This window comes from Halosimplex aquaticum, from assembly GCF_028747785.1.
Taxonomy (GTDB): domain Archaea; phylum Halobacteriota; class Halobacteria; order Halobacteriales; family Haloarculaceae; genus Halosimplex; species Halosimplex aquaticum.
On the sequence record NZ_CP118158.1, the window covers coordinates 4,669,252 to 4,690,963 of the forward strand.

Here is a 21,712-nt window from a genome sequence, read left to right on the forward strand (position 1 = left end):
CGCTCGACGACCGGAGGTGAACTGACATGGCTATCGGACAATCGAACCAGTCGACAGCGGACGAGGAGACCGACGATGCCGACGAGGACATTGTCATGAGCGTAGCGGACGCCCGGGTGCAGTTCGGGATGTCCCGCGGACAGGCCTGGGTACTGAACGACGTGAGCCTGGACATCCGACGCGAGGAGATCCTCGCCATCGTCGGCGAGTCCGGGTCGGGCAAGTCGATGTTCGCCGCGGCCCTGATGGACGCGGTCGAGGACCCCGGCCACCTCTCGGGCGACGTCACCTACTACCCGCGCGAGTCTGACGACAGCAGCACGCCGACCACCGACCAGATCGGCGACTACGACGCCGTCGGTGACGACTCGGTGGACGTCCTGGAGATGAGCGACGGCGAACTCCAGTCGTTCCGCTGGGAGGAGGTGTCGATGGTGTTCCAGGGCGCGATGAACTCGTTCAACCCCACGATGAAGATCAAGGGGCACTTCCACGAGACCATCCAGGCCCACAACGCGGTCCTCGAAGACCGCATGGAGCACGTCTACGACCTCTTCGAGGCGCTGCACCTGGACCCCGACCGCGTGATGAACTCCTACCCCCACGAGCTGTCGGGCGGGATGAAACAGCGGGCGCTCATCGCGCTCGCGCTCGTCCTCGAACCCGAAGTACTGGTAATGGACGAGCCGACGGCCGCGCTCGACCTGCTCATGCAGCGCTCGATCATCTCGATGCTGCGGGAGCTGCGCGACGAGTTCGAGCTGACCATCGTGTTCATCACGCACGACCTGCCGCTGGTCGCCGGGCTCTCGGACCGCATCGGCGTGATGTACGCCTTCGAGTTCATCGAGGTGGGCGAGACCCGCTCGCTGCTGAAAGACGCCGCCCACCCCTACACGCGGGCGCTGTTGCGCTCGGTGCCGAGCATCGACTCGGACATCGACTCGATGCAGCCCATCGAGGGGGCGCGGCCGGACCCAGTGAACATCCCGACCGGCTGTTCGTTCCACCCGCGGTGTCCGATCGCGGACGACCGGTGTGAGATAGAGGACCCGGACCTCGTGACGGTCGACGAGGACCACGAGGCCGCGTGCTTCTACACGGACCAGGCGCGCAACGAACTGGAGTACTCGCTCGACCACGGGGCGAGGGAGGAGTAACTCATGAGTACAGACGAACCCACGGCGGACGACGTCACGCCCGACGAGGTCTCGGGCGAGGAGACGACGGTCGCACAGAGCGACGAACCGGTCCTCTCGGTCGAGGACGTGAAGGTCCACTACAAGCCGGGCGGCATCGTCAAGCGCGCGCTGACCGACAAGAAGGTCCGCGCGGTCGACGGCGTCAGCTTCGACCTCTACGAGAACGACATCGTCGTCCTCGTCGGCGAGTCCGGCTGCGGGAAGACCACGCTCGGCAAGACGGCCGTCGGCCTGGAGAAGCCCACCGAGGGCACGGTCTCCTACCGCGGGCAGGACATCTGGGAAGCCAAGGAGAACCCGCGCGAGGCCGAGACGGAGTTCACCGAGATCCGCCGCGCGATGCAGATCATCCACCAGGACCCGGCCAACGCGTTGAACTCCTCGCGGCGCGTCAAGGCGATCCTCTCGGACCCGCTGAAGAAGTGGCGGACGGAACTGGGTCCCAAGGAGCGCGAGGACACCATCTACCGCTACCTGGAGTACGTCGACATGATGCCGCCGGAGGACTACGCCGAGCGGTACCCCCACCAGCTCTCCGGTGGCGAGAAACAGCGCGTCGCGCTCGGTCGCGCGCTGCTGATGAACCCCGACGTGATCCTCGCGGACGAGGCCATCAGCGCGCTGGACGTGAGCCTGCGCGTCGGGATGATGGACCTCATCCTCGACCTGCAGGAGACGTTCGACACGTCGTACGTGTTCATCAGCCACGACCTGGCGAACGCCCGCTATCTCGCCAAGCGCGCCGGCGGCCGGATCGCCATCATGTACCTCGGCGAGATCGTGGAGATCGGCCCGCCGGAGGAGATCCTGCGGAATCCGACCCATCCCTACACGAAGGTGCTCAAGTGGTCGACGCCGACCGTCGACCCCAACCTGGCCAGGGAGCGCATCCAGGAGGACCCACCGGTCCGCGAAGTGGACGTGCCCGACCCCGAGGACCCGCCCTCGGGCTGCAAGTTCCACACCCGCTGTCCGGAAGCCAGAGAGGTCTGCACGCGGGAGGAGCCGGGTCTCTACGACACTGCGGGCGAGTCGGACGCGGCCTGCTTCCGCGCCCTCGAGACCCACGAGTACTGGAACAGCGACGAACTCGCCGGCCCGGACGACGAGTACGGCGCCGAGTCCGAGTCCGGTTTCGGCGACTGAACCGTCTCGCCGCCGCGCCTTTCCTGCTGAGTCCGCGTTCGACAGCGCCCGGAAAGCAAATCTTATTTCCGCCAGACGCGGTTGTGAGCACACATGGCACGACAGATGGCCGACGGACCCATGGTGGTCCTCTCCGACGAATCGCAGCGCACGTCGGGCGAGGATGCCCGGTCGATGAACCTCGAGGCGGGACGAGCGGTCGCGGAGACGATCCGCACCACGCTCGGCCCCCGCGGGATGGACAAGATGCTCGTCGATCAGGGCGGCAACGTCGTCGTCACGAACGACGGCGTGACGCTCCTCGAAGAGATGGACGTCGACCACCCCGCCGCCGACATGATTATCGACGTGGCGACGACCCAGGAGGCCGAGGTCGGCGACGGGACGACCTCCGCGGTCATCCTCGCCGGCGCGCTCCTCTCGAACGCCGAGGACCTGCTCGAACAGGACATCCACCCGACCTCCATCGTCGCGGGCTACCGCCACGCGGCCGAGGCAGTCCTCGACGTGTTCGAGGACATGGCGACCGAGGTCGACCCCGACGACGAGGAGATCCTCAAGCAGGTGGCCGGCACCGCGATGACCGGCAAGGGCGCCGAGGCGGAGAAGGAACTGCTCTCCTCGATGGTCGTCTCCGCGGTCCAGGCGGCCGTCCGCGACGACGGCACCGTCGACCAGGACGCGGTCGTCGTGCGGCAGTTCTACGGCGCCTCGATCGACGACTCGGAGTTCGTCGACGGCGTCCTCTTCGACATCGAACCGGTCAGCCAGAACATGGCCCGCGAGCACGAGGACGCGAACGTGCTCATCTACGAGGGCGCCATCGAGGTGTCGGAGACGAACGTCGGCGCCGAGGCGACGGTCGGCAACATGGACGAGCTGCAGGGCTTCGTCGAGCGCGAGCAGTCCGAGCTCGCCGACATGGTCGACCGCATCGCCGCGACGGGAGCGGACATCGTCCTCGCCGACGGCGGCATCGACGAGTACGCGGCCGAACGCCTCGCGAAGGAGGGCATCACCGCCTACCGCCGCGTCGACGACGACAAGCGCGAGCGCCTCGCGCAGGCCACCGGCGCCACGCGAGTCGGTGACCTCGAGACGGTCTCCGAGGACGACCTCGGCTTCGCCGGCACCGTCAGCGAGCGCGTCATCCGCGACCTGACCGTCCGCCGACAGGCCGACCACGAGAGCACGACCGTCTTCAGCGACCTCCCCACCGAGGGCGTCGGGACCATCGTGCTGCGCGGCGGCACCGAGCACGTGCTCGACGAGGTCGAGCGCGCGGTCGTCGACAGCATCGGCGTCGTCTCCGCGGCCATCGAGGACGGCTCCGTGCTGCCGGGCGGCGGCGCTCCGGAGATCGAGGCGGCGCTCGCGCTGCGCGAGGAGGCCGACTCCGTCGAGGGCCGCGAGCAACTCGCCGTCGAGGCCTTCGCCGAGGCCTTCGAGGACGGCCCGCGAACGCTCGCGGAGAACGCCGGCCACGACGCCATCGACGCGCTCGTCGACATGACCGCGCGCCACGACGGCGGCGACGTCAACGTCGGCATCGACGCCGACACGGGCGAACTCGTCGAGATGTTCGAAGACGGCGTCGTCGAACCGCTCCGCGTGAAGACGACGGCCGTCGACTCCGCGGTGGACGCGGCGACGATGATCATCCGCATCGACGACGTCATCTCCGCCGGTGACCTCTCCGTCGGCGACGACGAAGAGGAGGCCGGCGGTGGCGGCCCGCCCGGCGGTGCTGGCGGCATGGGCGGCATGGGCGGCGGTATGGGCGGCATGATGTAGAAGCCACTTTTTCCAGCGGAGAGTTCCTCGCGCGCCTGCGGCGCGCGGACGCTCTACTTGAGTTCCGGTGTCGGTACGTCTAAATTAGTAATTGGCAGTTTGCTGTTCTAGCATCCGGTGCGCTTCGCGCACCGGTTCACCGAATTCGCGCCTACGGCGCGAGTTCGGCCTTTTTCACCCATGTTTTTGGCTAGCGAGGGACCGAAGGTCCCTCGGACCATGCGAACGGGCGGCGTAGCCGCCCGTGAGCAGACGGGGTCGCCTGCGGCGACCCCTCGGCGAAAAAGATGGCTAGGAGTAGTTGTGTTCGAGTTCGACGACGTTCGCAGCGCCGAGCACGGCCTGTCTGAGGTCCTCGTAGAAGCGGTCGTCGTCCACACGGTGGACGGGACAGGAGACGCTGATAGCGGCGATTGCGCGGTCCTCGTCGTCCGTGATTGGCGCGGCGATGCAGCGCAGGCCGTTGAGTCGCTCTTCCTCGTCGATGGCGTAGCCCTGGTCGTTGATCGCGGCGAGTTCGTTGGAGAAGGCATCTCTGTCGGTGATAGTGTGTTCGGTCTCGGCGGGCATGCCGCGCTCGTCGAGTATCTCGGTGACTTCGTCCTCCGGGCGGAACCCGAGGATAGCCTTCCCCAGTCCGGTGCAGTGCAGGCGGACGCGCTTGCCCTCGTAGGTGTCGAGTTCGACGGCGTTCTCTCCTTGCGACTGGTAGAGGTAGATGCCCATCCCGTTTTTCTCCACGAGTAGATTGACGAGTTCCCCGGTCTCGTCGGCGAGGTTGTCGACCTCCTTGTGCGCTGCGTCGAAGATCTCGTTCCGCTGACGGGCGTACGCACCGAGTCCGAGGAACGCGAGCCCGATGTGGTACTCGTCGCCCTCCTTGACGACGTACTCCCGGTTCGCGAGGGTGTTGAGGTGGTTGTGGACGGCGCTTTTCCCCACGTCGACCCGGTCTGCGATCTCCGAGACGCCGGCCCCGTCCAGCTCCTGTATTATCTCGACTATCTGTAACGTTCTATCGACTGTCGTAACTGGGTGTTTCGGCTCGTCCATACCGGAGTATACCCAGCGGACCACTTACCTGTTCTGTTCGAGGGAATTTCGTTCTCGTTCCGGGAACTTCACCCGTGCTCCCGTCCGCTAGTGCCGCCCACAGATCGGTGACCCCCGCGTATAAGTGGAAATCGGCCGATCCTCGTTTCAGTTGGTGAAACATTACAGATTCGAATTCCGCGTTTTGTAATCTGATAGCGGAGCCATCGATGGTCCGCGGAGTATGTGCGTTGTGGGCGGACGGAGCGCCGCACCGACGGGAGACCTACAGTCGATACAGGCCGCTGTTTTCAGGACGGCGGCCGTCACGCAAACAGAAATTCGAAGAAGGGTCCGCGTTTCGGGTAATCGAACGAGTGGAGGGGTCAGGTCGTACAGTCGGTTGTGCCGAGGGGTCAGGGAGCCCGATCGAACTCCGCTGAGCAAAGCTCGGCGTGCTCGACGAAGCTTACGCCTCGTCGAACGAGTCGACGCTTCGCGTCGCCGGTTCGACGCGGCTCACGGAGCCGCGTCGAACAGGGTCTCGCCTTCGACCATGTTCTCCTCGACGACGTCGAGGTCGAGGGTCAGGCCGAGGCCGGGCTCCTCGGGGATCTCCATGTAGCCCTCTTCGATGAGGTCGTCCTCTTCGACCAGGTCCTCCCACCAGCCGAGCTCGTAGGAGTGGTACTCGACGGCCAGCGAGTTCGGGATGGCGGCGCCGAGTTGCGCGGAGGCCATGGTGCCGATGGGCGAGGAGACGTTGTGCATGGCGACGGGGATGTAGTACATGTCCGCCATCATTGCGATCTTGCGGCCCTCGCGCATGCCGCCGACGCGCGGGATGTCGGGGGCGATGATGTCGATGGCCTCGTTCTCGATGAGGTCGCGGTTGCCGTGAGTCCGGTAGACGTTCTCGCCGGTGGCCAGCGGCGTGGCGGTCGACTGGGTGACCTCGCGCTGGGCGTCGTGGTTCTCAGGCGGGACGACGTCTTCGAGCCACCAGACGTCGTACTCCTCGAGGCGCTTGGCCAGTCGCTTGGCGCTGCCCGTGGCGTACGACCAGTGGCAGTCGAAGGCGACGTCGGCGCGGTCGCCGACGGCTTCGGTCGTCGCCTCGACGATCTCGGCCTTGTGCTCGATCTCGGGGCCGCGCAGGTGACGGTTGGCCCGGTCTTTCTCGTGGCCGGAGGGGACGTCGAGGTCGAACTTGATGGCGTCGTAGCCGAGTTCGGAGACGACGCGGTCGGCCTCCTCGGCGCAGGCCTGCGGGTTGGCCTCGTCTTCGGTGTGCAGGTCGCAGTAGACGCGGACCTCGTCGCGGTACTTGCCGCCCAGCAGCTGGTAGGCCGGCAGGTCGACGAGCTTGCCCGCCACGTCGTGGAGGGCGATCTCGATGCCGGAGATTGCCGAGATGACCTTCCCGGAGATGGAGCCCTCACCGGACATCTTCTGGATCATGTGCTCGTAGAGGCGGTCGATGTCGAGCGGGTTCTCGCCGACGAGGAACGGTTTCATCCGCTCGATGATCGCCGTGTCGCCGCCGCCCCAGTAGGACTCGCCGGTGCCGACGACCCCTGCGTCCGTGTAGACCCGGACGAGGATCCAGGGATAGTTGCCGTCGACCATCGTCGTCTGGACGTCGGTGATCTCGGCGTCGCGAACGCCGCCGCGGTCCTTCGAGACGCCCATCGTCTCCGCGGAGAGGTCCCGCATCGTGTACTCAGCGTTCGGGTCGCTGATCTTGTCGAAATCTACCATGACGTCCACACCTCGCGAGGTCACCTGTATAAAGTTTCCCACATCCGCGCGGTCGATACCGTCGAAAGGAGAACCCGGAACCGAGTCAACGAGACGGGCTCAAGATATCCTGTATGGAAACTCGTAAGTGGACACCATACGACCGTCTACGTGCATGACAGAGACCACGAACCTGTACATCGACGGCGAGTGGGTGTCCGCCGAAAGCGGGGACACCTTCGCGGTCGAGAACCCCGCGGACACGACAGAGACGGTCGCCGAGTACGCCAAGGGCTCCACCGAGGACGCCCAGAAGGCGATCGACGCCGCCAACGAGGCCCAGGCCGACTGGGAAGCGATGCCCGCGCCCGACCGCGGCTCGATCCTCCGCGAGACGGGGAAGCTGCTGGAGGAACAGAAAGACGAACTGACCGAGCAGCTCACCCGCGAGGAAGGCAAGCCGCTTTCCTCGGCCGCAGGCGAGGTCCAGCGCGCCATCGACATCTTCTACTACTACGCCGAGAAGGCTGCCGACAACGCCGGCAAGCGCAAAGGCCCGAGCGGCGGTCGCACGTCGGTCTACACGAAGCGCGAGCCGCTCGGCGTCGCCGGCCTCGTCACGCCGTGGAACTACCCCATCGCCATCCCCGCGTGGAAGATCGCTCCCGCGCTGGCGACGGGTAACACGGTCGTCATCAAGCCCGCCTCGGCCGCGCCTGGCCCGGCCGCCAGCCTCGTCGAGGCCCTCGAAGACGCCGGCCTTCCGGACGGCGTCATCAACTTCGTCCCCGGCTCCGGCAGCGACGTCGGCGCCGAGCTGACCTCGAACGACGGCATCGACGCCGTCTCGTTCACCGGCAGCTCCGAGGTCGGCCACCACGTCTACGACGCCGCGACGGACAACATGGCTCGCGCGCAGGCAGAGATGGGCGGCAAGAACCCGGCCATCATCACGGACAGCGCGGACGTCGACGAGGCGGTCGACATCGTCGGCGCCGGCGCGTTCGGCGTGACCGGCCAGGCCTGTACCGCCTGTTCTCGCGCCATCGTCCACACGGACGTCTACGACGAGTTCGTCGAGGGCATCGTCGAGTACGCCGAGTCGCTCGATATTGGCCCCGGCCTGGAGGACCCCGGCATGGCCCCCCACGTCACGCAGAGCGAACTCGAGTCCACGCTCGAATACGTCGACGTCGCCGCGAACGAGGGCGCCACCCACAAGACGGGCGGCGAGCGCCCCGAAGGCGACGAGTACGAGAACGGCTACTACGTCACGCCCGCCGTCTTCACCGACGTCGAGCGCGACATGCGTATCTTCCAGGAGGAGGTCTTCGGTCCGGTCCTCGCCGTGACCGAGGTCGAGGACTTCGACGAGGCCATCGAGGCCGCCAACGACAGCCAGTTCGGCCTCTCCTCGAGCGTCGTCACGACCGACCTCGAAGAGGCCCACGAGTTCATCGAGCGCACCGAGGCCGGCGTCGCGAAGGTCAACGAGAAGACCACCGGTCTCGAACTCCACGTGCCCTTCGGCGGCAAGAAGGACTCCTCGACGAACACCTACCGCGAGCAGGGCGACGCCGGTCTCGACTTCTTCACCGAAATCAAGACCGTCTACCTGAACACGTAACCGCGTCGTTCCGAAACTCGGGAGCGCGGCTCCCGATTCGCTGACCTGGCCTGACGGCCGTTTTCTGTCGAACAGTTCGGGTTCGTATCCTATATTGCCGGATACGGTCGCTGTCGGACGCGTGGGCGTTGCTGCGTTTCGCATCTGATCCTCTCGATCAGCACCCATCCCCCGTGAGCGTCGTTTCACTATTGTTTCGCTCTATCGAACACCTGTTTGCCGAGTTTGGTCGTAGACCTGTTTCAGATCGTACCTCACGGGGAGTACCACGGAGCGATCGACGGGAATTTTCCACGGACACTCGTCCCCAACTACACAACTTCTGTTCGTATAAGCCGAACGTGAGTTCTGGAACAGACGACGCGAACGGTGAGGAACGCTGGCCATGACAGTACTACGGGTGTAATTCTGGGAGGCGCAAAATGCGATGAACGTTCACCTGATCGGGCCAAGTAAACCCGGCTCGATACGTGCAGCGACGTGAGCGGCGCTCGAAACAGGACGACCAGTCGGATCGCATCGTCCGTTCGACGACTCGAACTAGCCACCGACAACGCCCCGATTCAGTATAGCGTTATGTGATTTACAAGGTCGCCATCGAACAACCGTAATCATAACATGAGTGAACTATTCGCTCAGATCGAACGGCAAACTCGTCCGAGTAGGGGTCAGAGAAGCCGGTAGATGTTGGCTTCGTAGACCTCGCGGACGCGGTCGCCCCAGTCGTGCGTGTAGGTGTCGATGACGTCCTGAGCGACGTCACCGCGGAGGTATTTGACGATTCCCCGGTCACCAGTCCGGTCCCGGAGGTGCGTCGTGAAGAAGTGCCGGAAGTAGTGGGGGGTGACGTTCTCTTCGGCGCCGCCACCGTCGCGGTACCAGCCCTGGTCGCGTGCGTGCATCTCGACGAGGTGGTGGACCATGTCCGGCGTGAGCCGCTTGCCCCACTCGTCTGCCGTGCTGAGGAAGAGCGGGTCGGCGTCCGATCGCGGGTCCGGCCTGACCGCTAACCACTCGACGAGCACGCTGGCGAGTTCCTCGTCGATCGGTATCGTCGTCGCCCGTTTACGCTTGTTCGACGCGGTCCGCACCTCTTCGTTGTACCGGTCACCCGCCTTCGGAGACGCGTCGACGTACAGCGAGTCCGGTTTACCGTCCAGCTGCGGTCGGTGGTCCGTTGCGAAGGGCGAGTCGTTCAGCGAGAGATCCCGTCGGTCCAGATTACAGAGCTCGCCCGCCCGCATCCCCGTCTTCAGGAGCGTCACGATCACCGCCCTATCCAGAGGATTCCCGACGTCTGCGACGAACGACCGCATCGCAGGCACCGTGATATCCCGGCGCTCGGGGTCGACGTTGATCGACTCGTCGATCTCCTCGAGGACGAGTGCCATCGGATTCTCGTCGAACGTCCCCACCTCTGTCATGTATCCGTAGAAGCGGTGGAGGTAGGACGCGTAGGTGGCGACAGTGCTCTCGCCGACAGAGCCGCGGAGCCGGTGGATCCAGGCCATGCAGTCGCGGTGGTTCGCCTCCGACAGCTCGAGACCGCGGTCGTCGAGGTACCCCTCGAACTCCCGGAGGACCCGTTCGTAGGCGTCTCTCGTGCGTTGGCTCTTGCCCTGGAACGTGATGTCCTCCAGGAAGTACGCCACCGGGTCGTCGGATTCAGTCGCCTCCCGTTCGGCGCTACTCATCGATGGTGTAGCCGCCGTTCCGGCCGCTGTAGGTCACGCGACCGCCGGCTTGGAGGCCCTGGAGCGTGTCTTCGAGTTCGGCTTCGATGTCGTCCGTCACTGCACCGAGGAGATCGTCCCACGACAGGTAGTCGGCCGATTCGAGCGCTCCGACGACCCGTTCTTCGAGGTCCATCCCCTGGGGGTCGCCGTCCGAAGACGCACCTCCAGCCGACTCGGGAAACTCCGTCCCCGAATCGTCAGCCACAGACCTGTTCCCGCTGGAATCGTTGCGATCGATCTCTCCGAACCCGCGGCGACCGGCCTGTACCATCGACCGGACGAACTCGCTCCGGCTCATCCCGAGTTCGTCGGCGTGGTCGTCCCACTCCTGGCGCTGGTAGGCCGGCACGTACGTTCGAACGGTCGTACGCGACGTGTCCAACTCGCTCTCTGCCATCGTTTTTTCGGTATCGCTCCAGCGATATCAATCTACCGCCACACTCACCGATATACTATACCCAATTCAGAAACTGCCCTCAGATCGACTGTAGGCGCCATTCTCGGTTCCTCAATCCGGGGATTCACTCACAAATAAGACCATTTAGATGGTATTCTGGTTTCATGGATTGGAATGTACCGGTTATTGTAGCTCCGGGTCGAGGGCCAACACGATCGCCGCTAATTCCGCTTTTGTCAATCGCGTTCGACTGTCGATTGTCCGACTGGTCTCGTAGTTCGCCATCCCGAGAAGCAGGCGGATCATCCCTTCGCGGGTGTGGATCAGCTTCATGTGCGAGATCTGCTTCTCTCGGTCCCAACTCGCGAAGTTTGGCGGGTATCGTGAGGGACGGCTTTTTCGCATCTCTCACCCCAGGGGTTGCGTCAATGTGAGGCGTTCAACGGGCTTACTCAGCGACGCCGTTTCCCCGGTCACGGCCGACCACCGGCGACCGCCATCATCCGGTTGCAGTTCGGGCATGGCTTAGACGTCTGGAGCGACACCGCAGCTGCATGGCTAGTGCAACCCTCGGTGTGGTCGCAGTCCGGGCAACGAAGTTTCGCCGTGGCGTTGAGGGTGGGTCGCTGGATCGAAAGCGAACTTTTCGACTGATGCATGGCAACTTGGTATATTACCTAGTTACCAATAAAACCCTAGGTAGCTGAGTAAGTTAGTAACTTGGTTCCCACCAAATTATGGACTTAGCGATTCAGTCAATTAGTAATGCCACAGCCGACGTTCAATATGGATCAGGACCTACTTGACCGGCTCGATGCGAACCTGTCCTACGGAGATTCTCGTAGTGCCTGGGTTCGAGATGCAATAGAGATGAAGCTCGCTGTCCTGGAGGAGATCGAAAACTACGATGAGGATATGACCCAGGAAGAACGCAGGGAATTCATCGTCGAGGCCGTCCGCGAAGCTGTTGAAGACGACTAGTCTACCGTTCTATCGTCCGATACTCCGCATCCACTCTCCGAACCGGTTCTTCGATTTTACGGCCGCAAGCGACGCACTGCAGGCCGATCCGGCTTTCCGGGAGGGTCACTTTCCTAATCGGGGCTCCACACCCATCAGGGCAACTTATCCAATCGTCCAGCGGCATACGCGGTAAATCATATGTCGGTATAGGTAAGAAGGCCAGCCTAGTCCGGAGTGGAAGTGAAAGTGAAGTATACGGTTACGGGAAACCTCGCCACCGTCGGATATTTATACAATAAAATTAGTGTATGACTTCAAATGACAGAGAATGAGGGGAGTGAGGAAAGCAAAGACTCTGAACCGGATCTAGAAGTTCTACGCTATCGGTATGATCTTCTCAATGATCTCCTAACTACCCAAAGAGCATCATGGGAAAAGGAGGGTGAACACAGTCGTAAATTATTCAGGATCTTACTAGTATATCTCGGAATCATAGCAACAGGACTTACAGCGGGAAGTCTTTCTGGAGTCCGGTCTTTTCTTTTCGACAAGTCAAGTTGCGTGATTTTCGGGGTTGAAAACTGCGTTACAGCAGACCAAATGGTCATGTTAACAGCCGGTACCGCCTTTATTTCGGTATATCTCGTTACAGCAACAATGCATGGAGGAATCAATATAAGGCTCAAAAACCCTGAATCTCGCGAGATAGGCGAGTCTCCAAAGTCTCTCTATGAATTCGATAACGAGAAAGAGTATCTAATGGAGCGAATCCCGGAGTTAGAAGAGCATCTGGATGAGAATGGCGAGAAACACGAATCAGCGAAATTAAAAGACAGAATCACGAGGATGACTTTGATGATGAGTATCTCATCGACCATAGTTATCGGATTTGTTTATGCACGAGGTAGACCGATTAGTTGGATAGAGGTGCTTTCTGGATTGTTACTACTTTTCACAATTGCAGTGATTGTTGAAAGAGACGAACTGCCATATTTATAATAGGATTCGGATTTCTGATTCAGGAGGGCTTGCTTCTAAAAATCGCTACAAGATTGCAAAGCACCGCATCGCGAGTGGTGCCAACTTACGATAGGGCCGCGCCGACCGGCGTTCTGGGTCAGTCCCCGAGGGATCGTTTCCGGTGATAGTTGACCGCAGCGCGCCTTGGGGCGCTCGGGGTTCCAAGCAGTCGCTTGCTTTCCTGCACTTATGGCTCTTTTTCGGACCTGCTCAACATGGTATTACTGGTGAACGAGTCGGTAGATAATCAGGGAGAGCGACGCGAAGACCGTCACGAAACCCTATACCGGAAGAGTGTCAGAGAACAAACCCGTACAGGTCAGAGAAGACATACAGTGACCAAATTTATCCAAAGGTGATTAATAGAGGATACCATGTGGAAACCACCAATAATTCGTGACGTTGCGCCATTCCTAGACGAATACGATCTTGCATTTGGAGTTCTTTTAGTATCTATATTAGCAAGTGGCGCAATAGGGTATATCAGTCATAGAATAGTCCTTGCGTCAATTACTGGTGCGACTGCATTTTTTGCGTTGTATAGACTTCGCCATCAACCTGATAAGGAGCGTCCAGCTGTAGTAGAGGACTTTGAGCACATTTCTGACACATCAAAAATGGACTTTGGATTCAGGAATTTTGGACCGGGCGCTGCTCTTGATTTTCAGGTAATTGCGGCCATTGAGAGAAAAAATGAAGAAGGAGAGACAGTGGTCAGTGACCCGGTATGGGAAATCAAACCTCATGAACAACCACTCCATTTGGAAGAAGGCGAGTTTTGGAGTTTAATTTCAAATATAGAGGAGGACTGGATTTTAGAGTCCATTAAAGAATATGGGCCAGTTGAAGAAGAATCTAAGTTAGAAAACCCAGCAATGGTGAACTTCTACTACACATTTAAGACGCCTAGTGGTGCGCGTGTTCCAAGAAAGATACAGTCTGATAGGGGGGACGAGAATCTATTGAACAAGATTTACGAGCCAAGTTCACCGGCCCGTCGAATTGAACTTTGGCGACTAGGGGACAAGTGCAGATGCAATTCAGGTACCGAATCTCCTACGCAAGGTAGCTGAGATATAGACCCTTCCAAGCTCGCCCGCTCAGCCCCCCATTGAGGGGGGCGCTCGCGGGCTCGCTCGCTAACCAGAAATATCGAACTCGGCTTGTTCGTCAGGGTCGTACGTACCGGCGATCGGCGGGACCGGGTCGAGCTGGTACGCCAGGTCTTCGGGCTCGCCGTCGACAAGATCCCGATAGAACTCAGCCCGATACTCGGTCTCGTCCAGGCCGGTCTCTTCTGCACGCTGGACGATCACGTGGTCAGCATGGGACCGGATCGGAGGGGCGATGTCGTACCCGTCTTCTCGGTGGCCGATGATGAACATCCGCAGACCGAGTTTCGATTTGAACGTCACCAGCGGGTAAAACTCGTCGTTCACCTCGTAACTCTGGGTCTGCGCGTTCGCCTGGGTACTCATCTCGTCAAGCACAGCCACGACGTCTTCCTGTTCGTCGCACAGATTTTCGAGCTCCGAGCGGGACTCGACCTCTTTCGTCCGTTCGTTCAGCTCGGGCTCTTGCCACTCCAGCGTTGTTACGTTCGTGGCGAGGATGGCATCGGACTGATCGCGGAGGTGCAGTCCGGCAGCAACGAGCGCGGAGTTCGTCTTGCCACCATCTGTCTGCCCGAGGAAGACACCCAGATAACCATCTCGACGCAGGTCACGCACGACACGGGAGAACACCTGGGCGCTTGAGAAATCGGCGTCACGCCGTGTCAGACCGGACAGCCAGGAGAGTACCGCGAGGTTCCCGTTGCGGACCGCTCTCGAAGCGACCGGGGAACCGTGCGCGGCTACGAGGTTCTGGCAGTATTGGGACTGCTCGAAGGTCGGAGGAAGGTCGATCTCCGCTTCCTCGTTGATTTCGAGCAACCGGGGATATCGTCTCTTGTAGTGCATGTACCGGTACAGCGGTCTCCCTTCCAGGAAGGGAGCGAGGGGGTACACCCGGTTGTTGTCCGTCAATCGCCCTTCCGCGACTTCTCGCCACTCAGCAGCTCCGATACCGATTGAATTGTTGTTGTCACTCATGTTCTTGAGGCTCCTCTCCGTTTTCAGAAGCGTCCGGCCAGCCGTTCTCGGCAAGCGGATCGGTCTCACCTTGGATATCCGACGAGCCTGGACGATCGGCCTCGGCGCGTTCGTCCTGGTCGTCGGACTCCGACCGGCGAGGAATCAACCCGTCGAGGGATGCATCAGTATCAACGTCCAGCTCGAACTCCATCGGGTTCCCGTCCTCGTCGACGAGGAAGTTGTCTTCCTCGGCGCCGGCGAGCAGCGCGTGACCGAGCCGGTCCGTGTTTTCGAGAACCTGCATGTCCGCGCCAGCGCGGGCCTTCAGGCCCTCGAAAGCCAGCGGGACCAGCTTCTTCCGCTGCTGGTCGAGCGCGGTCTTGGCTTCGAGGAACCGCTGGGTACTGATTTCACCTTCCCACGTCGATTCGAGGACTCGACGAGCGACGGATTTCTTCTCGCCGCTCTCCTGGTCGACTTCTTCGCGCTGCTCGATCCGCTGGCCTTCGGCGAAGTAGATCGTCTCGCCGGTGGCGCGACCGTGACGGGTGGCGAGCCTGTCACCCTCGATTTCGGCTTTTCCGAACTCGTCGGGATGCAGGTACTTGAGTCCCCAATACTGGCCGTCCGGGTCGTTCAGCACGATCGGCACGTCGAGGCGCTTCTGATAGATGTACGCGAACAGAAACGCGTAGCAGACGATGAACGGACCACCGATCATCCCGGACAACAGCACGATGGAGATCGGCCGAGCCGGGAGACCATACCACCAGACCAGTGCGAGGCCGACGAGGCACAGGATACCGACCAGCAGCGGGATGGCCGTATACCTCAGGACCTCTACCATCAGCTCGCGGTTCGACGGCTTCGCGGGAGCCTGCGGGTTCGGCGGTTCAGTGTTGGTCATGCTCTTTACCTCTCATCTTCCGGTTGGCGATGAACGCGCCGGGCATCGCTACAGCGAACAGGCCGAATATCGTCGCACCGGCCAGCCACGTATCTTCGGGGGACGGGCCGCCCGGCACGAAGTCGGTGTTTCCACCTTTCCGAATCACATGGCCGTACAGCGTCTCGTCCGTCGAGATGGAGACGCCGACACGACCGTTCCGCTCGGTGACGGCGAACTTCAGCTCGGCGCGTCCGTTGACGACGACTGTCCGCCGGTTGATCTCCCGGTCTTGGTTCGTGAAGAACGCACCCGCGTCAGCCAGCGTCACCGCGACCGGTGAGTCAGATCGGAGGACAATCGTCGCCTCTCCAGTCTCGAAGCCTTGCATCTCATCCACAGCGGTGTACGACGAGGAGACGATGACGAGGCCGTCCTGAACCTGCACGCCCGACTCTTTGGGCATCTCGACACCGGGACCGCTCTGCGTCCCGTTCTCGGCCTGTGCAACCACGCCAGTAGGCACCACAGCGAACAGCGCCAGCAGCGCGATAGTCGCAGCTAATCGTTTCATGGTTTCGATAAATATTGTGGGTTCGGGGTTGGTTGGTCAGGAAGCTATCAACGGCAGCAGGTACGGAGCCAACAGCGCGAGGATCGCGAGGATCCCGATGATCGCAACGACGATCCCGGCGGCGCCGCCTGCAAGGACGCCACCGAATCCACCAAAGCTCCCGAAGTTCGGGAGCCAGCCGGCACCACCGGTATTCATCCGGCGCTGCTCCCGAGCCTCGACCTCGGCGCGGAGCATGGACAGCTCTTGCATGAGCTTCTTGTACTCCGTCGTGTTGGCAGTCTGGTAATCCACCTTCCGAATGGTCACGTTCTGGACCTTCTCACCGTCAGCATTGGTGATCCTCTGGATGGTGAAATTGTCTTTGAGTTCGACAATGTTCGACTCGGTAACCACGTACTGCGTACCGTTTAGCACGGCAGGATTGTACGTGTTCCCCGACTCGAACATACCAGACTTCGGACTCTCCTGCGAAAGGAGCATTCCGTTGTACTGGTGGCTGTTGACAGTAACCTCGAACTCGCCAACGTTCTCAACGTTCTCAGCGGTGTTGGCACCGAGGAGCGTCAGCGACATTGAGGACCACGCTTGGAAGCTACCGTTCGGTGCGTACTCCCGCTGAACGAGGTACGGATCAATCAACTCGGAGTTATTGATATCCCCATTCTGATAGCTGCTGTACGTGTTATTGATGAAGTTCTGAACCTGTCCGTGTGCTTTTGAGGTCTGCTGACTGATCCGGCTGAACTTCCGTTCATACGGATCAAACACGGTCTGGTTCACCTCTTCGTAGTCCGTCGTCGGGGGGTTGACCCGAACACGCCGGATCTGCGCGTCGTACTGCGAAGTGGGCGAGGTCGAGCCGTCGTAAGCGCCACGGACCATTCCAGTCTTGGGACCGATCGTGTACTCGTGGCTTTGGGACAGACCACTGTCCCAAACGGTCACCTTAACAGTACGAACCTCGACAGTTGATTGGTTCTGAAGCGTCAGGTTCTTCGAACCGAAACCGGTGATGTTGACCTTACCCACGCCGGACGTATCACTGTCGTTCCAGTCCTCTTGCGGAACATTAATGAATTCGACATTAACGCCCGTCTCATTGCGTGCCTGATTCCGAAGGTAAATCAGGTTGTGAATCTGATTGTTCCACCGGTTCGCAAGATTGTACTCTTTAACGCTGTAGTACTCATCTTGCGCCACTTTCGCGTCCGTGGTGGCGGCAGGTTCCGAACTGTCGTTGTTCAACGACCTGATGTAAGCGTTCTTACCTTCCATCAGGGCGATCGACATCGAATCTTCGAGGTAATTGTTGATAGAGGCGTTGTATACCTCGAAATTCGAGTTTGAGTTCTGCGCACTCTGGTAGATGTCGATCTTCGTTTGCTTGGCGTCGGTCTTGGTGGTATTAACGCCGTCCCAGGGCCACCAGCCGCCAATCACGTTCGGTACGGTCAGGAACGCGCTCAGTTGCTTCGCAGTCTGACCGCCAATCGTCTCGGCATCGGCTGTCCCGACGACCTCGACGCCAGGGCGGTCATCGATCTGCTGCGCTCCGGGCCCGGTCTGCGCCGGAACGAGCGAACCGGTCAGCAGCGCCACGATAAGGAAGGCGCTCAGGAGTTCTCTACGCATGGTTTCACTTACCGAGGATGGCTCCGGTGATGATCATCAGCACCATGATCACGACACTGGCCCAAGGGTTCAGGTTCGACACAGCAGTCTGGACCTCAACCATGAACGCATTCGTCGTCATCACCACCGCGGTCAACGTGACGATCACCCACTCGATCGGGTGGTAGTTCGACGGGTTCCGCGTACCGCTGGAGGCGAAGACGACAGCATACGCGCCGTAAGACGCCGCGAGCGGGAGGAACTTGTACTTCGTTAGGAGTTCCACGATGTCGAGCATTAGACCGGTCTGCACCAGTCCGACGACTGCGAACAGCATCAGCGCCAGCGCTGTCCCGATATCGAGGTCCTTGTAAGCGTCGAGCGCCGACCGGTTGTGCCGGCTGCTCATCGCTTGACCCTCACTTCCTTCGGGTAGTAGGTCACCTCCTCGCCGTCGTCGTCCTCGAACGACTCGTCGTCCTCGGACTTCCGGATCGCGATCTGCGCTCCCTCGACGAGCGCAGCGATAATCCTATCCTTCATGCCGGCGGTCAACCACGTGGGTCGACCGTCGATCTCGACCAGACCGTTCCGACCCGCGTCGGGGTTAAAGTCGGTGATGAGGCCGACAACCTCATCGCCCGGCTCCAGGTCGATCCAATTCGCAGCGTCGCCGTCGTCCGAGGCTTCGGTCTCAGGGAAGTCCTCGAACGACGGACTTTCATCAGTCTTTGACATCTGCATTTAAACATATCCGACTAGATGGGTAAAAAGGGCAATCTGGGTCGAGTGAAAGTATTATCGAGACGCACGGCACGCCTAAAGTGCGGTTTTCGAGGGTCGAGAGGTAGGGTTAGCACTCGGAGGAACGACCGTCGGGAGCGCCGTCAACCCGCTGCGCGTCAGGAATCTCTCGAGGCGGGAGACTACCAGGAGCGTTCGGGTCGGGGACGCGTTCAGCCGTGACCACTTCATCAACGATCTCCGGATCGGTGATGCCCTGCTCGACCATCCGGGCGGCCATCGGACGGCCACCGATTAGCACAACACCAGTCCGTTCGTCTCGCCAGTGAATGCCGTCGGAGCGTTCGCAACCGAGCTTCGAATGTCTCAGCAGGCGGTCAAGCGGGTCGATGGTCTCGACCATCTCCACACCGGTACCAGCTGATGCTGGGTACTCCTCTTCGCCGATAGTGACGCTCTTCACCCGCCACTCCGGGGGTCGCTCGAACACGACCGTATCGGTCGGGTCGAGGCCGGCATCCAGTTCCTCGATGAGCTGACGAGCATCGGGCGGGAGTCCTAGCGCTCCAAGCACCTCGGTCGGAGACGCGTCGGGGTTGAGACGTAGGTACTCCCGTATCCGGTCTCGTCGGCGCTTCTCGTTGGGAGTCTGACCGACCGCGGCCGCCGCGCGGGCGGACGGCCAGCGATTCCGTAACTCGCTCTCCACGTCGAGGCCGCCGTCGGCTGCCGCTGGGGGCTGCGTATCAGTCCGAACGGCGGTGAGCGTCCCGGACTGGTCTATCCCGTGGGGACTCCCACACTCGGCGCATTCGTACTTGACGCCTCTCGTTTCTGAACGCACGGCGGACTCACCGTGGTCTACGGCCTGATTTGACCGGTCTGATTCGTAACGCTGTTTGCAGGCATCGGCCTCAGCGGCCCATCCAGCAGCGTCGGAACGTGTTTGCGTCTTGGTATTAGCAGCAGTCACCGAAGCGGCCCACATGATGTACTCCGTCGACCGCTCGTGCAGGTCGAGCGGGTCGATCGCCGTGTAGTCAGCAACGTAGGCGGCGATATCTTCAACGTCGTCCTCGGGGTCCTTGATTTCGACCGTACCAACATCGTCGGCATTGGTATCCCAATCTGATACGTCAAGGTCGTGGGCCTCTGGACCGGCCCATTCGCACAGCTCCACGTGTTTCTCGATGACCGGTCGCAACTCCGACGGGTTGACCTCTCCGTCGACAACGAGAATGACGTGATCGTGTCCATAGCAGCTGTTGAGGCTGTATCTGTCGTTACTCCGCTTACCGGTGTGTGGCTCGCTACGACGCTCGTACTGCCATTCGTCGCTGTCGAATCCGAGGGACCGCATTGTGTTGCGCAAAGTGTCATAAACGCTCGCGCCGGAGCCGGACCACGAGGACCGACGGACCTTTTCGTGGTCGATTGGAGATACGCGCTCTCCATCGGGAACTGATGACGCGCTCAATGTCAGGAGACAAACGTATGGGTCATCGTAGATACCCGACGTTTCGCCGCCTGACGGTCGCTCTCCGCCGGTCAGTTCTCGAAGCCACGCCTCTGTCCGGGCATAGTACCGCTTCTGGTAGCTCTCGAACCACCGAGTCGTCGCGTCGATCGAGAACTCCGCGTGTTCCGGATCGGACGGACACCCGAGTTCGAGGTTCACCGTCGTTCGACGAGTTTCCTCGTGGTCTTCGAGCATTTGCTCTACGGCTTCGCCCCACAAGAGCGGCGTACGGCGGACAAGTGCCTCTCCGCTCACTTCGTCATCCGTGTCGTCCACCACGTCGCTCGTCCAACTCTCATACTGCTCTCGGCAGTATTCGCGCCGCAACGTGATACCGTCGCGCTCGGTCAGCGGCAGTCTGCACCGCTGGGGAAACTCATCGTAGGACTCTGCGACCCTCTCGGCAGTCGTCGGTAACTCGCGCTCAGAATCGGCCGGGTTACCGGGTTGAACCGGGGTTACAGAGTCTTTCTGGTTGGTCGGCCGAGAACCGCCATCGGTTGTTTCCTCGCTCGACATCAGAAAGCCAGGGGATCAGCCTGCTGCGACTCGTCATCAGCGCCACCGCCCCGCGACCGCACCGCATCAAGATTCGCGCGCCTTCGGCGCGCGGTGCGCTGCGGGTCCTCGCTTCGGCCCCCATGGGAGGGGGCCATCCGCTGCGGGTCCTCGCTATCGGTGGGGTTGTCGTCGAGCGCGGGGACGGAGTGACAAGACCGGCACTCACCGGCTTTGGTCGCGGATTCGTCGTACCGGTTGATGCAGTTCTCCCGACAGACGCTGCACCGATAGTGACGGAAGGCTTCCCAGTACGTCATTTCTCCAAACCGCCGTAAGAGTCACTCACGTCGACGCATTCGGGGTGATAGACGCATTGACGGGACCACGAGCGCCGGCCGACGATCTTCTCTCCGCAGGCCTCGCACTTGGGAGAGATGAGCCAGGCGATGAACCGCCACGGGAGACCGAGGAGGTCAGTCATCTTCCACCTCGTCAGCTGGGAGCAGTCGGGGGCAGTTCGAGCACCGGTAGGTCTTCACGCCGTGGCGGACACCGAGGAACTCGACGAATCGCCCGCAGTCGGGGCAATGCTCGCTCATGGGAGCGCACCTCCGTTCAGGTGGTAGTCCGCATGTGGCTCCGGCTCGCGGGCTTCGAGGTTCCCTGGCCGGTTGTTCCAACGGCCATGGTCCAGGTGATGGACTTCCAGGTCTGTCCAGAGGTCGTCAATCAGGCCGTGGGCGTAGGCCGTCAGCCGGTGCAGGTACAGATACCTGTCCTGTCCAGCTTGACGATCCCACACTCGGATTCGGGGGTAGTGGTCAGGGTCGAACTCGACGCGAGGCCCGACAGTAACCGAGGTCATCGGTCACCACCTGCGGGGAGATCGTCGTCGACGGCCTCGACGGCGGTGCGGACTTCCTGGTCGGTCGCGTCGTCGACGATGAGCCAGGAGGCCGGTACGAACTGGTTCCGGGGGTAGGGCCAGTTGTCGGGAGACGCAAGTCGGTTTTCTGACTGTTCGAAATTCGTGTTCGAGGGGTTAGCATGGTCTCTCATTTCCAACTAGAAGGCGTTATTTGTGAGTCGATGTGGAAAACGTGAACCAGTCTAAACCCGCGCCTCAGCGATTCTACTCCTTG

The 21,712-nt window shown here is 61.2% G+C and carries 22 protein-coding genes; 7 read left to right on the top strand and 15 right to left on the bottom strand.

Annotated elements, in window-relative coordinates; genetic code table 11:
• The first annotated feature begins 26 nt into the window (after positions 1 to 26).
• From PSC72_RS23010 to thsA, 3 genes are all read left to right on the top strand, one after another.
• Positions 27 to 1,160: an ABC transporter ATP-binding protein gene (locus PSC72_RS23010; protein WP_274323756.1), complete on the top strand. Its 1,134-nt coding sequence runs from the start codon at positions 27 to 29 to the stop codon at positions 1,158 to 1,160.
• Positions 1,161 to 1,163: 3 nt separating this feature from the next.
• A complete protein-coding gene (locus PSC72_RS23015) occupies positions 1,164 to 2,348 on the top strand; it encodes an oligopeptide/dipeptide ABC transporter ATP-binding protein (RefSeq protein WP_274323757.1) in 1,185 nt (394 codons plus the stop codon).
• A gap of 105 nt (positions 2,349 to 2,453) precedes the next feature.
• Complete coding sequence (gene thsA / locus PSC72_RS23020) at positions 2,454 to 4,142, top strand: thermosome subunit alpha (protein ID WP_274326216.1); 1,689 nt, start codon at positions 2,454 to 2,456, stop codon at positions 4,140 to 4,142.
• A gap of 291 nt (positions 4,143 to 4,433) precedes the next feature.
• Here thsA and PSC72_RS23025 read toward each other — a convergent pair whose 3' ends face one another.
• Both PSC72_RS23025 and PSC72_RS23030 read right to left on the bottom strand, forming a co-directional pair.
• Positions 4,434 to 5,195 (bottom strand): IclR family transcriptional regulator, encoded by a 762-nt coding sequence (locus tag PSC72_RS23025; protein WP_274323758.1) that lies wholly within the window; start codon positions 5,193 to 5,195, stop codon positions 4,434 to 4,436.
• A gap of 498 nt (positions 5,196 to 5,693) precedes the next feature.
• Positions 5,694 to 6,935 carry a mandelate racemase/muconate lactonizing enzyme family protein gene (locus PSC72_RS23030; RefSeq protein ID WP_274323759.1) on the bottom strand — a complete coding sequence of 414 codons (1,242 nt, stop codon included), beginning with the start codon at positions 6,933 to 6,935 and terminating at the stop codon, positions 5,694 to 5,696.
• Between the two features lie 154 nt (positions 6,936 to 7,089).
• Between PSC72_RS23030 and xacF the strand changes: the two genes are divergently transcribed.
• On the top strand, positions 7,090 to 8,541 hold the full coding sequence (xacF, locus tag PSC72_RS23035; protein ID WP_274323760.1) for a 2,5-dioxovalerate dehydrogenase: 1,452 nt from the start codon (positions 7,090 to 7,092) through the stop codon (positions 8,539 to 8,541).
• Between the two features lie 668 nt (positions 8,542 to 9,209).
• Here xacF and PSC72_RS23040 read toward each other — a convergent pair.
• Complete coding sequence (locus PSC72_RS23040) at positions 9,210 to 10,235, bottom strand: tyrosine-type recombinase/integrase (RefSeq protein WP_274323761.1); 1,026 nt, start codon at positions 10,233 to 10,235, stop codon at positions 9,210 to 9,212.
• Complete coding sequence (locus PSC72_RS23045) at positions 10,228 to 10,674, bottom strand: DUF5805 domain-containing protein (RefSeq protein ID WP_274323762.1); 447 nt, start codon at positions 10,672 to 10,674, stop codon at positions 10,228 to 10,230. The genes PSC72_RS23040 and PSC72_RS23045 overlap by 8 nt, the downstream gene beginning before the upstream one ends.
• A 765-nt stretch (positions 10,675 to 11,439) precedes the next feature.
• On the opposite strand from PSC72_RS23045, the gene PSC72_RS23050 reads away from it, so the two are divergent.
• The 3 genes from PSC72_RS23050 (at position 11,440) to PSC72_RS23060 (ending at position 13,730) form a co-directional block, all read left to right on the top strand.
• Positions 11,440 to 11,655 carry a hypothetical protein gene (locus tag PSC72_RS23050; RefSeq protein ID WP_274323763.1) on the top strand — a complete coding sequence of 72 codons (216 nt, stop codon included), beginning with the start codon at positions 11,440 to 11,442 and terminating at the stop codon, positions 11,653 to 11,655.
• Positions 11,656 to 11,955: 300 nt separating this feature from the next.
• On the top strand, positions 11,956 to 12,636 hold the full coding sequence (locus PSC72_RS23055; RefSeq protein ID WP_274323764.1) for a hypothetical protein: 681 nt from the start codon (positions 11,956 to 11,958) through the stop codon (positions 12,634 to 12,636).
• Positions 12,637 to 13,031: 395 nt separating this feature from the next.
• Entirely contained in the window at positions 13,032 to 13,730 is a 699-nt protein-coding gene (locus PSC72_RS23060; RefSeq protein ID WP_274323765.1) for a hypothetical protein, read from the top strand.
• A 66-nt stretch (positions 13,731 to 13,796) separates the two neighbouring features.
• Here the strand turns inward: PSC72_RS23060 and PSC72_RS23065 are convergent, their stop codons facing one another.
• The 11 genes from PSC72_RS23065 to PSC72_RS23115 form a co-directional block, all read right to left on the bottom strand.
• Positions 13,797 to 14,750, bottom strand: coding sequence for a hypothetical protein (locus PSC72_RS23065; RefSeq protein WP_274323766.1), 954 nt, complete (start codon positions 14,748 to 14,750; stop codon positions 13,797 to 13,799).
• Positions 14,743 to 15,639 carry a hypothetical protein gene (locus PSC72_RS23070; protein ID WP_274323767.1) on the bottom strand — a complete coding sequence of 299 codons (897 nt, stop codon included), beginning with the start codon at positions 15,637 to 15,639 and terminating at the stop codon, positions 14,743 to 14,745. Before PSC72_RS23070 ends, PSC72_RS23065 begins: the two co-directional genes overlap by 8 nt.
• Positions 15,626 to 16,192, bottom strand: coding sequence for a hypothetical protein (locus PSC72_RS23075; protein ID WP_274323768.1), 567 nt, complete (start codon positions 16,190 to 16,192; stop codon positions 15,626 to 15,628). Before PSC72_RS23075 ends, PSC72_RS23070 begins: the two co-directional genes overlap by 14 nt.
• A 36-nt stretch (positions 16,193 to 16,228) precedes the next feature.
• Positions 16,229 to 17,827 carry a hypothetical protein gene (locus PSC72_RS23080; protein WP_274323769.1) on the bottom strand — a complete coding sequence of 533 codons (1,599 nt, stop codon included), beginning with the start codon at positions 17,825 to 17,827 and terminating at the stop codon, positions 16,229 to 16,231.
• Between the two features lie 4 nt (positions 17,828 to 17,831).
• Positions 17,832 to 18,215 carry a hypothetical protein gene (locus tag PSC72_RS23085; RefSeq protein ID WP_274323770.1) on the bottom strand — a complete coding sequence of 128 codons (384 nt, stop codon included), beginning with the start codon at positions 18,213 to 18,215 and terminating at the stop codon, positions 17,832 to 17,834.
• Entirely contained in the window at positions 18,212 to 18,550 is a 339-nt protein-coding gene (locus tag PSC72_RS23090) for a hypothetical protein (RefSeq protein WP_274323771.1), read from the bottom strand. The genes PSC72_RS23085 and PSC72_RS23090 overlap by 4 nt, the downstream gene beginning before the upstream one ends.
• Positions 18,551 to 18,659: 109 nt before the next feature.
• Positions 18,660 to 20,348 carry a hypothetical protein gene (locus tag PSC72_RS23095; protein ID WP_274323772.1) on the bottom strand — a complete coding sequence of 563 codons (1,689 nt, stop codon included), beginning with the start codon at positions 20,346 to 20,348 and terminating at the stop codon, positions 18,660 to 18,662.
• Between the two features lie 535 nt (positions 20,349 to 20,883).
• Complete coding sequence (locus tag PSC72_RS23100; protein WP_274323773.1) at positions 20,884 to 21,051, bottom strand: hypothetical protein; 168 nt, start codon at positions 21,049 to 21,051, stop codon at positions 20,884 to 20,886.
• A complete protein-coding gene (locus PSC72_RS23105; protein WP_274323774.1) occupies positions 21,044 to 21,169 on the bottom strand; it encodes a hypothetical protein in 126 nt (41 codons plus the stop codon). Before PSC72_RS23105 ends, PSC72_RS23100 begins: the two co-directional genes overlap by 8 nt.
• Entirely contained in the window at positions 21,166 to 21,435 is a 270-nt protein-coding gene (locus PSC72_RS23110; protein WP_274323775.1) for an HNH endonuclease family protein, read from the bottom strand. Before PSC72_RS23110 ends, PSC72_RS23105 begins: the two co-directional genes overlap by 4 nt.
• Positions 21,432 to 21,629 (bottom strand): hypothetical protein, encoded by a 198-nt coding sequence (locus PSC72_RS23115; protein ID WP_274323776.1) that lies wholly within the window; start codon positions 21,627 to 21,629, stop codon positions 21,432 to 21,434. The genes PSC72_RS23110 and PSC72_RS23115 overlap by 4 nt, the downstream gene beginning before the upstream one ends.
• Positions 21,630 to 21,712 lie beyond the last annotated feature (83 nt).

What these genes read in the sequence shown, in the direction of transcription:
- PSC72_RS23010 (WP_274323756.1), top strand. Translation starts at nt 27, where the DNA reads ATGGCTATCGGACAATCGAACCAGTCGACAGCGGACGAGGAGACCGAC.
- PSC72_RS23015 (WP_274323757.1), top strand. Translation starts at nt 1,164, where the DNA reads ATGAGTACAGACGAACCCACGGCGGACGACGTCACGCCCGACGAGGTC.
- thsA (WP_274326216.1), top strand. Translation starts at nt 2,454, where the DNA reads ATGGCCGACGGACCCATGGTGGTCCTCTCCGACGAATCGCAGCGCACG.
- PSC72_RS23025 (WP_274323758.1), bottom strand. Translation starts at nt 5,195, where the DNA reads ATGGACGAGCCGAAACACCCAGTTACGACAGTCGATAGAACGTTACAG.
- PSC72_RS23030 (WP_274323759.1), bottom strand. Translation starts at nt 6,935, where the DNA reads ATGGTAGATTTCGACAAGATCAGCGACCCGAACGCTGAGTACACGATG.
- xacF (WP_274323760.1), top strand. Translation starts at nt 7,090, where the DNA reads ATGACAGAGACCACGAACCTGTACATCGACGGCGAGTGGGTGTCCGCC.
- PSC72_RS23040 (WP_274323761.1), bottom strand. Translation starts at nt 10,235, where the DNA reads ATGAGTAGCGCCGAACGGGAGGCGACTGAATCCGACGACCCGGTGGCG.
- PSC72_RS23045 (WP_274323762.1), bottom strand. Translation starts at nt 10,674, where the DNA reads ATGGCAGAGAGCGAGTTGGACACGTCGCGTACGACCGTTCGAACGTAC.
- PSC72_RS23050 (WP_274323763.1), top strand. Translation starts at nt 11,440, where the DNA reads ATGCCACAGCCGACGTTCAATATGGATCAGGACCTACTTGACCGGCTC.
- PSC72_RS23055 (WP_274323764.1), top strand. Translation starts at nt 11,956, where the DNA reads ATGACAGAGAATGAGGGGAGTGAGGAAAGCAAAGACTCTGAACCGGAT.
- PSC72_RS23060 (WP_274323765.1), top strand. Translation starts at nt 13,032, where the DNA reads ATGTGGAAACCACCAATAATTCGTGACGTTGCGCCATTCCTAGACGAA.
- PSC72_RS23065 (WP_274323766.1), bottom strand. Translation starts at nt 14,750, where the DNA reads ATGAGTGACAACAACAATTCAATCGGTATCGGAGCTGCTGAGTGGCGA.
- PSC72_RS23070 (WP_274323767.1), bottom strand. Translation starts at nt 15,639, where the DNA reads ATGACCAACACTGAACCGCCGAACCCGCAGGCTCCCGCGAAGCCGTCG.
- PSC72_RS23075 (WP_274323768.1), bottom strand. Translation starts at nt 16,192, where the DNA reads ATGAAACGATTAGCTGCGACTATCGCGCTGCTGGCGCTGTTCGCTGTG.
- PSC72_RS23080 (WP_274323769.1), bottom strand. Translation starts at nt 17,827, where the DNA reads ATGCGTAGAGAACTCCTGAGCGCCTTCCTTATCGTGGCGCTGCTGACC.
- PSC72_RS23085 (WP_274323770.1), bottom strand. Translation starts at nt 18,215, where the DNA reads ATGAGCAGCCGGCACAACCGGTCGGCGCTCGACGCTTACAAGGACCTC.
- PSC72_RS23090 (WP_274323771.1), bottom strand. Translation starts at nt 18,550, where the DNA reads ATGCAGATGTCAAAGACTGATGAAAGTCCGTCGTTCGAGGACTTCCCT.
- PSC72_RS23100 (WP_274323773.1), bottom strand. Translation starts at nt 21,051, where the DNA reads ATGACTGACCTCCTCGGTCTCCCGTGGCGGTTCATCGCCTGGCTCATC.
- PSC72_RS23105 (WP_274323774.1), bottom strand. Translation starts at nt 21,169, where the DNA reads ATGAGCGAGCATTGCCCCGACTGCGGGCGATTCGTCGAGTTCCTCGGT.
- PSC72_RS23110 (WP_274323775.1), bottom strand. Translation starts at nt 21,435, where the DNA reads ATGACCTCGGTTACTGTCGGGCCTCGCGTCGAGTTCGACCCTGACCAC.
- PSC72_RS23115 (WP_274323776.1), bottom strand. Translation starts at nt 21,629, where the DNA reads ATGAGAGACCATGCTAACCCCTCGAACACGAATTTCGAACAGTCAGAA.